The organism is Candidatus Omnitrophota bacterium, from assembly GCA_030688425.1.
Classification (GTDB): Bacteria; Omnitrophota; Gorgyraeia; order Zapsychrales; family JANLHA01; genus JAUYIB01.
Genome location: JAUYIB010000018.1, coordinates 275,977 through 287,359 on the forward strand (window position 1 = coordinate 275,977; position 11,383 = coordinate 287,359).

The following is an 11,383-nucleotide window of genomic DNA, read 5'->3' on the forward strand; positions in this document are numbered from 1 at the left end:
ACTTTCTCGGATATTAAATTTGGTCGTCGGGAAGTAGCGCAGCTGGCTAGCGCGCAACGTTCGGGACGTTGAGGTCGTGGGTTCAAACCCCACCTTCCCGACCATTTATTTTAGTGCAGGGGTTTGAAGCCGACCCGAGCGCCATCGGTCCGAGCGAGGGCGGCCGGGTTCGGAGGAGCCCCGCTGAATAGCGGGGCGGGGGAGAACAAACCCCTCCGTCCCGACCATTCTTTATTAAGGCAGAGGAAGTCGGGACTTCTCTGGATGGTCGATTCGGACTGTTTTTGAGGTAGCCGACCATTTATTTTAGAAAAGGGGTTTGAGGGCTCGTGGTGCGACGAATAAGGAACGCCCGCCACGAACGCCCCGCGAGATGTGATCGGAGCCGGAGGATTCTCCGAGCGCCATAGTCTCTATCCCTTTCGCAGCATTGTCATTGTCCCTTCTGTTTTTTAAAATTTGCTTTTCCTGTGTTCATATGCCCATGGTCCTGGCGCACATTTTCTATTCCGGCATGGTCCAGGGGGTTGGCTTCCGCTACACATCCCACCGGATTGCTTCGGACGCCGGGCTGAAGGGCTGGGTGCGGAACCTGAGCGACGGCCGCGTGGAATTGGAGTTGGAGGGGGCCAGGGAAAACGTCGAAGAATTCATGCGCCGGATCGACGAACATTTCAGCAGTTATGTCCGGGGCAAGGACATCACCCTCCATCCCGCCAGCGGCCAGTTCCGCGAATTTAAAATCCTTCCTTGATACGAATGCCTTCCGGCTTGAGGGTCTCATGCGATACGGAATTTTTTCAGATATCCACGGGAACCTGGAAGCGCTTGAAGCTGTTATCCGTTGCCTGAAATCGCAGAATATAGACCAATGGTTGTGTGTGGGAGATGTGGTCGGCTATGGGGCTGATCCAGCGGGATGCATCCGGCGGGTGCGGGACCTGGACGCGTTTTGCGTGGCAGGCAACCACGATTGGGCCGTCCTGGGAAATATCCAGCTGGAATATTTTAATCCGCTGGCCAGAGAGGCTGTCCTCTGGACGAGGGGGCATCTCAGCGACGAAGATCTGGATTTTCTTCAGCGTCTGCCCGGCCGGTATCACAATCAGGATTTGATAATGGTCCACAGCACGTTGCCGGAGCCGGAAGATTTTGATTATTTGTCCAACGTCCCCAAAGCCACGGCGATGTTCCGCCATTTTCGGGAACCGGTGTGTTTCATCGGCCACACGCATGTGCCGGACATCGTCAAAAGCGAGGATGGGACCGTGTCTTTCGAACGCGAACGGACCTTGGCCCTGAAGGCGGGCGCCAGGTATATTGTCAACGTCGGAAGCGTCGGCCAGCCGCGCGACGGGGACCCCCGGGCCGCGTACGGGATTTATGATGCGGCACTCCGGACTCTTTCCATTCAGCGGGTGTCTTATGACGTGGAGCTGGCGCAGGAAAAAATCTTGAAATCCGGACTGCCGCCCTGGCTGGCGAGCCGTTTGGCGCACGGGCAATAATTCTTTCCATGGATAAAACCAAAGCCGTCAAAGAGATAGAGCGCCTTTCCCGCGAGATCGAGGAACATAATTACCGTTATTATGTCCTCGACCAGCCGAAGGTTGCCGACAAGGAATACGATGATCTGCTCAAACGGTTGATCCGGCTTGAGGAGCAGTTCCCTCAGCTGCGGTCCGGGAATTCCCCCACTCAGCGGGTGGGGACCAAAGTGGCTGCCGCGGCCAAACCCGTGACGCACCGTCTGAAGATGTATTCCTTGGACAACACGTATTCCGTCGAAGAATTGCGGGAGTGGCATGACCGTGTCCTGAAAGGACTGCCGGGCCAGGCGGTGGAGTATGTCGTTGAATTGAAGATCGATGGCGTGAGCGCCGCGTTGACGTATCAGCGTGGTGAATTCGTTCTGGGTGCGACCCGCGGCGACGGCATCGCGGGCGAGGACGTTACACACAACCTGCGCACCGTCCGGTCCGTGCCGCTTAAGCTCAAATCGTCCGGCCGGGACCCCCTTCCTGAGATCCTCGAAGTGCGCGGCGAGGTCTACATGCTGCGGAAAGATTTTGAGGCCCTGAACAAGGAGAGGAAGAAGAACGAAGAGGAAATTTTCGCCAATCCCCGCAATGCCACCAGCGGTTCGGTCAAGCTCCTGGATTCGCGGGTGACCGCCCGGCGGAACCTGCAGTTTTTTATCCACTCTTTTGGGCTGATAGAAAGGGACATGGCGGTCAGCAGCCAGTGGGAATTTCTTGCGAAGGCGAAGCAATACGGATTCAGCGTGAACCCTCACAACCGTTTGTGCCGGTCCATCGGCGAGGTCATGGATTTTTATGCGGAATTTCAACAGCGACGCAGCGGGCTCCCGTATGAGGTGGACGGCGTTGTGATCAAGGTCAACAGTTTCGCCCAGCAGGGCCGGCTGGGCGCGACGCTGAAAAGCCCGCGATGGGCCGTGGCGTTCAAATTCCCGGCGTCCCAGGCGACCACAACCGTGCGGGACATTGTCATTCAGGTCGGGAGGACAGGGGTGCTGACCCCGGTGTCGGAACTGGAACCGGTTCCCTGCGCCGGTGTTACGATTTCGCGGTGCACACTCCATAATTTTGAGGAGGTGGAACGGCTCGGGGTCAGGGTCGGCGACAGGGTTTTGATCGAGCGGGCCGGAGATGTCATCCCGAAGGTCGTGAAAGTCGTCGAGCCGGCCCACCCGAGGGGGAAGCGGGTCACGGTCCCTTTACGGTGTCCGGAATGCGGAGGGCCGGTGGTGAAGGAAAAGGATGGGCAGGTCGCTTACCGGTGTGCCAGCCCGTCATGCCCCAAACAGCTGGAGCGCAGGTTGATCCATTTTGCCTCCCGGGGAGCCATGGACATTGAGGGACTCGGGGAGTCGGCGGTCGTACAGTTGCTGGAAAAAGGGTTTGTCAAAGACCTCTCGGACATTTATGCTTTGAAGAAGGAGCACTTGCTCCGCCTTAAGCTTTTTAAGGACAAGAAAGCGGAAAAACTTTTGTCGGCCATCCAGAAGAGCAAACAACAGCCGTTGTCGCGATTCCTTTTTGGATTGGGGATTGTGAACATCGGGGAAAAAGCCTCGCTGGTTCTGGCCCGCCGGTTTGGAACGATCGACCGGGTGATGGCGGCCTCGGCGGATGACCTCCAGGCCATACATGAGATCGGCCGCGTCATGGCGGAATCCCTGGCGGTGTTCTTCCTCCCGGCGTCCACCCGGAAGCTTGTCGAGAAATTCCGCCGGGCCGGCCTGGGAATGAAGGAACCCGTCAAAGAAATCCCGGTTGGGGAATTGTCCGGGAAGAAATTTGTTTTTACCGGCGAGCTGGCCAACCGTTCCCGCGCCCAAGCGGCGGAACTGGTCCGCCGGAACGGCGGTGAGGTCCTGTCGAGCGTGAGTAAAAGTGTGGATTTTATTGTCACGGGTGAGAACCCGGGGTCCAAATATGCCAAGGCCCGGAGCCTGGGCGTCAAGATCATCAACGAACGCGAATTCGAGGAGATGATTCATGAAGCGAATTGAGAGAACGATCCATGGGCAAGTTCGGGTTTTCGGGATTCTATTTTTGGCCGGCGCCGTCCTCATGACAGCGGCCGGCTGCGAACCCTTGCGCAAGAAATTTGTGCGCAAGAAGAAGGCGGACCAGAGTCAGCGTGAGGAGCTCCAGCCTATCCTGGACCCGATCGATTATCCCGACCAGATGGCGACCCCGGCCGAACTTTACCGCCAGCATTTCGCATTCTGGCAGGTGTGGTCCCGGGACCTGCTGACCGATTTGGAAGAGGGGGCCAGCGATAAAAGGATCCTTTTTGCCCTGGCGAAAGTCCGGGTCGAGGTGGAGGAGATGGGCAAGCTTTTGACAGGGAGCAAACAGCAGTCCCTCGCCCGGCTGGGCGAACAACTGGCCGGTGTCGAGAATGATCTTAAATTTTCCTCCGCCGTGCGCGGCCGGGAGACCATCAAGCGGGAGCTGGAATCCATCGGCAGAGCCGTGCGGGAAGGGTTCCGGTTCGCGGACGTGGAGAATTCCCTCGCCGCCGCGTCTCCGAAAAGCCCATGAAGGCGTTGATCGATGATTTTATCAATTTTCTCTCCGTGGAACGGGGGCTGGCCCAGAACACCCTGGTCTCCTACCGCCGTGATCTGGAAAAGTACACTCGATACCTTGCCGAATTGAAAATTGCGTCGCCGGATGCGGTCAAGCGTGACCACGTCACGGATTTCATTTACAGGCTCAAACAGCAGAAGCTTTCGACCCCGTCGATCTGCCGGAATCTCGCGGCGGTGAAAATGTTTCACCGCTATCTCGTCCGGGAGCGTCTCTCCAAAGAGGACCCGACAACCCTGGTGGAAACGCCCAAGATCTGGCAGCGCGTGCCGGATGTCCTGACCCAGCAGGAAGTCCAGTCCATGATCAACGCTTCGCAGGGCAAGGGCTGGCAGCAAATCCGCGACCACGCGATCCTGGAGCTTTTTTACGCCAGCGGCATGCGCGTTTCGGAATTGGCGAACCTGAATTACGAACATATCAATTTCGACGTCGGATACGTGCGGTGCATCGGCAAGGGACAGAAAGAGCGGATCATCCCCATCGGGCAGAAGTCCCGGGATGCGGTTGAAAAATATTGCCGCGATGTCCGCGGGCCTGCGTTGAAAACCAGGCCGACAGCGGTTCTGTTTTTGAGCCGTCTCGGCAAAAAATTAAGCCGGCAGAGCATCTGGAAGATCATCAAGTTTTATGCCCGGAAGGCCAACATCAAGAAGGTCATCAAGCCGCACACCCTGAGGCATTCGTTCGCGACCCATCTTTTGGAAGGGGGGGCGGACTTGCGCTCCGTCCAGGAGATGCTGGGGCATTCAGACATCTCCACGACGCAGATCTACACCCACGTGGACCGTGAACGGCTGAAGACGATTCATAAGCAATTTCATCCCCGCGGTTGATGGAAAAAGAAAGGAAGACATGAAGGTCCGGTTGACAGGTTTGGGTACAAAGCGAGCAGCTCTGGTACGGGCCGCGGGACGGATTGCGCGAAAGAACGGTTTTGCCGCCTATCTGGTCGGGGGATGCGTGCGGGACGATATTTTGAAGCATGAGGTTAAGGATCTGGATATTGTGGTGGAGGGAGACGCGCGCCAAGTCGGGCGGGAACTGGCCAGGGACATCCATGGCCACCTGACGGCGTATCCGCAGTTTTTGACGGCGACGGTTGTCTCGCCGGATGGCCTCCGGCTTGATTTGGCGACCGCCCGTTCGGAGGTGTATCTTTTCCCGGGGGCTTTGCCCCAGGTCCGGCCGGGGTCGATCCGCCAGGATTTGTTTCGCCGGGATTTTACCGTTAACGCGATCGCGGCGACGATCCTGCCGGGCCGGTTTGGAGAGGTAACGGACTTTTTCGGCGGCGTCGAAGACCTCGCTCAGGAGAATATCCGGATCCTTCATGACAACAGTTTTGTGGATGACCCCACGAGGATCCTGCGCGCGATCCGTTTTGAGCAGAGATTCGAATTTCGCATAGAGCCCCAGACGTTGGAGCTCTTGAGGGCCGCTTTGCGGAGCGGAGCAGAAAGACGGGTTAAGCCCCAGCGTTATTTCGCTGAATTCAAAAAGATTTTTAAGGAAGCTTCCCCCGCATGTGCTCTCCGGCGGGCTCATGCCCTGGGGGCCCTGAATTTCTTGGGGGATGCCCTCTGTCCGGATTTGGCCTGGTTTTCGCGTTTTGAGCATCGTATTCTTTGTCTCCGGGAAGACCGGTTTTTTAGGGACAGGGATTGGGCGTCTGTTTTTTTGATGGCGTTCTTTCATGGGGCCCGTCCGCAATCTTTGCAAAAGATGGTCGAACGCTTCGGCTTAAGCCGGGACGAGAGAAAAAATTTGATTTCTGCCGGGGCGGCGCTGGGAATTGCGGCAAAGCTGGGAGGGCGGAATCTCCGCCCCAGCGATGTTCACGATTTGCTGAACCCGCTGTCCGCAGAAACAATTCTCTTTATTCGGGCAGCGACTTCGGTTAAGATAGTGGGTCAACGCGTCGACGATTTCTCCAAAATTTACAGCCGCAAGAGATTGTCGATCACGGGAGACGATTTGAAGCGTTGCGGGCTTGAGGACGGGCGGGAGACGGGTCGCATCCTGAAGGAAACGCTGGCGGCCAAGATCAACGGGGCATTGGCGACCCGGCGCGAGGAATTGGATTACGCAAAATCGCTCATCCTGCATTAAAGGAGATGACACCATGGAGCGCATGGAACGGATCAATGAGTTGATGAAGAGGGAAATCAGCGATATGCTGCAAAAGGAATTCCAGGACCCCCGTTTTCTCAGGGTCACGGTGACAGGGGTCAGCGTGAGCCGGGATCTGCGTTACGCCAAGGTCCTTTATACGGTGTTGGGCGAGGGGAACGAGACAGAACAAATTCAGGAAAATCTCAGCCGGGTCAGCGGCTTTGTGCGCAAGCTGGTCGGCGAGAGGATCCGGCTCAGGCATATTCCCGAGATCCAGTTTGTTTACGACAAATCCGTGGATTACAGTATCCACATCGAGCAGATGATTAATGAAATCCATCAGCAGGGCAACGGGAGCGAAAAGCTCTGAAGGGAAAGATCCGATGAAGGCAACCCGGGAGATTCTTCAGGCGATCAAAAAGCACAGGAGGTTTCTTATCAGCACGCATGTCAGTCCTGATCCCGATGGGCTTTCGTCCGAGCTGGCCATGGCCATGTTTCTCCGGAAGATGGGGAAGCAAGTCGTGATCGTGAACGAGGAGACCGTCCCGGTCCGTTACGGCTTCCTTCCCGGCGCGAAGATGATCCGTTCCTGCCGTGCGGCGCGAATCGCGGATTATGATGCCGCCATCATTGTTGACTGCGGCGATCTGGGGCGGATCGGCCCGGTTGGGAAACTGCTCCGGCCGGACAGGCTGCTTATCAACATCGACCACCACATCACCAATGACCTGTTCGGTGATTTGAATTTGAACGACCCCTCGGCGTCTTCGACGGCGGAAGTCATTTACGAGCTTTTTCGCGAAGGCGGCGCGTCCCTGACAAAGGACATGGCCGTTCTGCTCTATTTGGGCATTATGACCGATACTGGGTGTTTTCGTTATGAAAACACCACGTCCCGGACCCATGAAGTGGCCGGGCATCTTTTGAAATTCAGTTTTTCAATCAGCGAGCTTTACCGGCGCTTGTATGAAACGGTCCCGCTGAGAGATCTCCAGAATTTTTCCAGGCTTCTCAACCATTTTGAAGTTTTTGAAAAGGGGCGGATCGTTTGCCTGGAAGTTTCGAAGCAGATGCTCCGTCAATTTTCGGACGCCATCGATCTTCGGGATTGTGTTTTTAAATATTTGCGCACCATCGCAGGTGTGGAGGTCCTGGTGGTTTTAACGGAGCACCGGAAAAACGAGACGCGGGTGAACCTGCGCTCGCAGGGGGGCGTCGATGTCGCCCGGATCGCGTCCGGTTTCCAGGGTGGTGGACATCCGCGCGCCAGCGGCTGCAAGATTGCGGGGGACCTGAAGGCGGCCAAGCGGAAAATCATTTCCCGCATCAAACAATCTTTGTAACGAGAGAAGGGGTTCATGGAAGGAATTGTTGTTGTCAATAAACCGACGGGCATGACGTCCCACGACGTGGTCAACCGGACCCGTCGGAAATTCAAGATGCGCCAGGTCGGACATGCCGGAACGCTGGACCCGCTGGCAACCGGGGTCCTGGTGATGTTGCTGGGGAAGTCGACCAAATTGTTCCGGAAATTCGAGGCCTTTGACAAGGCCTATCGGGCCACGCTGATCCTCGGCACGCGGACGACCACCGCCGACATTCAAGGCACCGTCACCGGGACCGCCCCGTACGAGCATATTTCCCGGGAACAGGTGGAGGAGATGCTCAAGCAGTTCGTCGGGAAGATTGAACAGACCCCCCCGATGGTCTCGGCCGTCAAGGTGAAAGGCCGCCGCCTGTATGAGCTCGCCCGCCAGGGGGTTGAAATTGAACGTCAGGCCCGGCAGATCACGATCCGGGAGCTTAAACTTCTGGATTTCCACCCGCCGCGCGTTTCGTTTTTTTTGGAATGTTCCAAAGGCACGTATGTGCGCAAATTGGCCGAAGATGTCGGCGAGCGCCTGGGTTGCGGCGCGTGCATCGCGGAAATCGAGAGGACCAAGGTGGGGCCGTTTCTCATCGAACAGGCTGTGTCTTTGGAGGACCTCAATGAATCCCATGTCAGAAGCTGGCAGGGGTAGATGCCGGCCTCCTGTCGGGAGCAAGAGTTCCCCGCCCCGGCGCGTGTACGTACCATGAAAATATTCCGTGGAATCCAGTCCCTCAGGGCGCATTTAAAGAAGCCTGTCGTTGCCATCGGTGTTTTTGACGGCCTGCATCTGGGGCATCAGCGCCTGATCCGGACGGCCGTGGCCAAGGCCCGGGATATCCGGGGCACTTCGGTTGTGATGACGTTCCATCCCCACCCCGTGCATGTCCTCCATCCCGAAAGCGGGTTATCGCTACTGGTGTCGCTCCCTTACCGGTTGAAACTTGTGGAGGCCATCGGCGTTGATGCCTGCCTGGTGGTTCCGTTCACGAAGAGATTTTCCCGCCTTTTGCCTGAGATTTTCATCAAAAAATTGATCGTTGACAGGATCGGGGCCCGGGCCGTTATCGTCGGCGATGACTTTCGGTTCGGCAAGGACCGGACCGGGACCATGGATCTCTTTCATGAGGCTGGGCGCCGTTACGGTTTTGAAGTCCTTCCCGTGCATCTCGTCAATAAAAATCATCATCGGATCAGCAGCACGCGGATCCGCCGGCTGATTTCTCGGGGCCGATTTGAAGACGCGTCGCGTTTCCTCGGACGGCCGTATGCCTTTTACAGCAGGGTTATCCGTGGGGACGGGCGGGGCAGGGCTCTGGGATATCCCACCGCGAATCTGCTGCTTTCCGGCGAGGTGATCCCGCCCGTGGGAGTTTACCTCATGCGGGTCTTTACCAAGAGGGGCATGTATTTGGGGATTGCCAACGTCGGCCGCAGGCCGTCTTTTCGGAAGATTTCTCCGTTGACCCTGGAGGTCCATCTCCTGGATTTTCAGGGGAACCTCTACGGCCACGATCTCCTCGTCGAGTTTGTCAAAAAAATTCGCAACGAAAGAATTTTCCCGTCCCGAGATGCCCTGATCGGCCAGATCCGCAGGGATGAGGCGACAGCCAGAAGATTCTTTGCCCGGTCGCGCTGAGTCCTTCTCCCTCAAGCCGCCCCACCGCATTCCTGTCATTCCTCAACTGTTCATCTGCTGTTCGATCCTTGTGAAATGGGTCAAAATATTTTCCTGGGGATCGCCATCCGCCTGAGGATCCCCATATGTTGATAAAAATCCTCCACTTTATACAACTCGTTGTATTTCATTAAAATAAGGAAATATTATTGTTGACAACTTTGGGGGCCCTTACTATACTGAGCATGTGGTGGAATAAAGTGGAGTAAGGTGGAGGAGGGGTTTCCCCAACATGTTTTACGGCGAATACCAACATGCGATCGACCGTAAGGGACGGCTGATTTTGCCGGCCCGTTTTCGTGACGTCTGCAAAGAATTCGGCATCGAAAAATTCTTTGTGACCCGCGGCCTGGACAAGTGTATCTTCATGTTCAGCGCCGACGAATGGCGTTCGCAGGAGCAAAAATTCAAAAACCTTTCGTTTACCAAGCAGGAATCCCGCAGTTTTAACCGTTTGTTTTTTTCCGGCGCCGTTGAAGTCGCTCCCGACCGCCAGGGGCGTTTCATCATCCCGCAATATTTAAAAGATTATTCCCAGATCAAACGCGACACCGTGGTGATCGGCGTTTCGAACAGAATCGAAATTTGGGACAGCAAATTGTGGGGAGAATTTTATAACACGACGAATCAATCCTTTGAGAAGATCGCAGAAAATGTGCTGGGGATATAAACCGAACCGATGATTTTATCTATGGGACAAATGGAGGAGTCCATGGAAGGACGAGACCTGCATATCCCGGTGATGTACCGGGAGGTCCTGGAATGGCTCAGGCCGTCGGCCGGCGCGTTTATCGTCGATTGCACCCTGGGCTTGGCGGGCCATTCCAGGATGATCGTCGAGATGATCGGGCCGCAGGGACGTGTCATCGGCATCGACCGCGACAAACATTCCCTGGCGCTGGCTGCGGAACGGCTCCAGCAATTTTCAGGGCAGTGCGATCTGGTGCACGACGATTTTCGCCATCTTGACAAAATCCTGAGCGCGCGCGGTGTTTCGCAGGTCGACGGAATCCTTCTGGACCTTGGCATATCGAGCTTTCAAATGGACAACCCCCAGAGGGGTTTCAGTTTCAGATCCGACGGGCCTTTGGACATGCGGATGGATCAGGAGAGTTATATCTCGGCCTATGATTTGGTCAATTCACTTTCGGAACAGGAGATCGCCGCGATCTTGAGGAATTTTGGGGAAGAACGATGGCACAGCCGCATCGCACGGTATTTGGTCTCTCATCGTCCGTTTCAATCAACCCAGGAATTGCGTGAGGCGATTGTGAAGGCGGTGCCTTCGTCGTCCTTGCGGCAGAAGATCCACCCGGCCACCCGGTCATTTCAGGCGTTTCGGATCGCTGTCAACCGGGAATTGGAAGCCCTGCAGATCACTTTGGAGCGGGCGGCGGATTTTTTGAAGCCGGGCGGACGGATTTGCGTCATTTCCTTCCATTCTTTGGAAGACCGGATTGTGAAGCAGCAGTTTCGGTCATGGGCGCAGGAGGGGAATTTCCGAGTGTTGACCAAGAAGCCGATCCAGCCGATGGAAGATGAGATCGTGGAGAATCCTCGCGCCAGGAGCGCCAAATTGCGGGCGGCGGAAAAGATTTAAACCAACGACCAGATTACCAGAGGGAGATTCTGATGCAATTATTCCGGTTCACGAGAGCAATCCTGATGATCAGCATGTTGACGTTGATCTACATCCACATGCAGATGCAGATTTTTGCCCTGGCTTATCAGGGGCGAAAACGGGAACTGTTCATCGCGCGCATCCAGGAGAGGAACAGCGCTTTGTCATCGAACATCCTGGAACTGAAGTCCTCGAACAACCTGGGGATCAGGCTTCTGACAAAGGACTCGGAACTGAGATTTCTGGACCAGGAAAACGTGATCCAGCTGGTAACCTCCCAGCCGTCCTCCGAGCAGAAACTGGCGGCGTCGGCTGAGGGCAAATCCGGTGATCTTCTGAGCTGGATCCCGTTTCGTGGCCAGGCCGAGGCCCGTGCCGCGGAACGAACCGCGGGGCCGCGGCCGTGAGATGCGGGAAAGCGAGCTGGTGTTGACCGGACTTTTTTGAGATTTTTCCATCCCTAACCGAGACCC

13 protein-coding genes and 1 tRNA gene are annotated in these 11,383 nt (G+C 56.2%); all 14 read left to right on the forward strand.

Going from position 1 to position 11,383, the window contains the following annotated elements; all coding sequences use genetic code 11:
- The first annotated feature begins 27 nt into the window (after positions 1–27).
- Positions 28–104, forward strand: a tRNA-Pro gene (locus Q8Q08_08265).
- Positions 105–478: 374 nt separating this feature from the next.
- Complete coding sequence (locus Q8Q08_08270) at positions 479–754, forward strand: acylphosphatase (GenBank protein MDP2654010.1); 276 nt, start codon at positions 479–481, stop codon at positions 752–754.
- Positions 755–782: 28 nt separating this feature from the next.
- Positions 783–1,508, forward strand: coding sequence for a metallophosphoesterase family protein (locus Q8Q08_08275; protein MDP2654011.1), 726 nt, complete (start codon positions 783–785; stop codon positions 1,506–1,508).
- An 8-nt stretch (positions 1,509–1,516) separates the two neighbouring features.
- Complete coding sequence (gene ligA / locus Q8Q08_08280; protein MDP2654012.1) at positions 1,517–3,538, forward strand: NAD-dependent DNA ligase LigA; 2,022 nt, start codon at positions 1,517–1,519, stop codon at positions 3,536–3,538.
- Positions 3,525–4,076: a hypothetical protein gene (locus Q8Q08_08285; GenBank protein MDP2654013.1), complete on the forward strand. Its 552-nt coding sequence runs from the start codon at positions 3,525–3,527 to the stop codon at positions 4,074–4,076. The genes ligA and Q8Q08_08285 overlap by 14 nt, the downstream gene beginning before the upstream one ends.
- Entirely contained in the window at positions 4,073–4,960 is an 888-nt protein-coding gene (gene xerD, locus Q8Q08_08290) for a site-specific tyrosine recombinase XerD (GenBank protein MDP2654014.1), read from the forward strand. Before Q8Q08_08285 ends, xerD begins: the two co-directional genes overlap by 4 nt.
- A gap of 19 nt (positions 4,961–4,979) precedes the next feature.
- A complete protein-coding gene (locus tag Q8Q08_08295) occupies positions 4,980–6,236 on the forward strand; it encodes a hypothetical protein (GenBank protein MDP2654015.1) in 1,257 nt (418 codons plus the stop codon).
- A 13-nt stretch (positions 6,237–6,249) separates the two neighbouring features.
- Positions 6,250–6,609, forward strand: coding sequence for a 30S ribosome-binding factor RbfA (gene rbfA, locus Q8Q08_08300; GenBank protein ID MDP2654016.1), 360 nt, complete (start codon positions 6,250–6,252; stop codon positions 6,607–6,609).
- A 13-nt stretch (positions 6,610–6,622) separates the two neighbouring features.
- Positions 6,623–7,585, forward strand: coding sequence for a bifunctional oligoribonuclease/PAP phosphatase NrnA (locus tag Q8Q08_08305; protein ID MDP2654017.1), 963 nt, complete (start codon positions 6,623–6,625; stop codon positions 7,583–7,585).
- A gap of 15 nt (positions 7,586–7,600) precedes the next feature.
- Positions 7,601–8,263: a tRNA pseudouridine(55) synthase TruB gene (truB, locus tag Q8Q08_08310; GenBank protein MDP2654018.1), complete on the forward strand. Its 663-nt coding sequence runs from the start codon at positions 7,601–7,603 to the stop codon at positions 8,261–8,263.
- A 54-nt stretch (positions 8,264–8,317) separates the two neighbouring features.
- On the forward strand, positions 8,318–9,250 hold the full coding sequence (locus Q8Q08_08315; protein MDP2654019.1) for a bifunctional riboflavin kinase/FAD synthetase: 933 nt from the start codon (positions 8,318–8,320) through the stop codon (positions 9,248–9,250).
- Between the two features lie 271 nt (positions 9,251–9,521).
- On the forward strand, positions 9,522–9,959 hold the full coding sequence (gene mraZ, locus Q8Q08_08320) for a division/cell wall cluster transcriptional repressor MraZ (GenBank protein ID MDP2654020.1): 438 nt from the start codon (positions 9,522–9,524) through the stop codon (positions 9,957–9,959).
- Between the two features lie 42 nt (positions 9,960–10,001).
- Positions 10,002–10,889 (forward strand): 16S rRNA (cytosine(1402)-N(4))-methyltransferase RsmH, encoded by an 888-nt coding sequence (gene rsmH, locus Q8Q08_08325; GenBank protein ID MDP2654021.1) that lies wholly within the window; start codon positions 10,002–10,004, stop codon positions 10,887–10,889.
- A gap of 32 nt (positions 10,890–10,921) precedes the next feature.
- A complete protein-coding gene (locus tag Q8Q08_08330) occupies positions 10,922–11,317 on the forward strand; it encodes a hypothetical protein (protein ID MDP2654022.1) in 396 nt (131 codons plus the stop codon).
- Positions 11,318–11,383 lie beyond the last annotated feature (66 nt).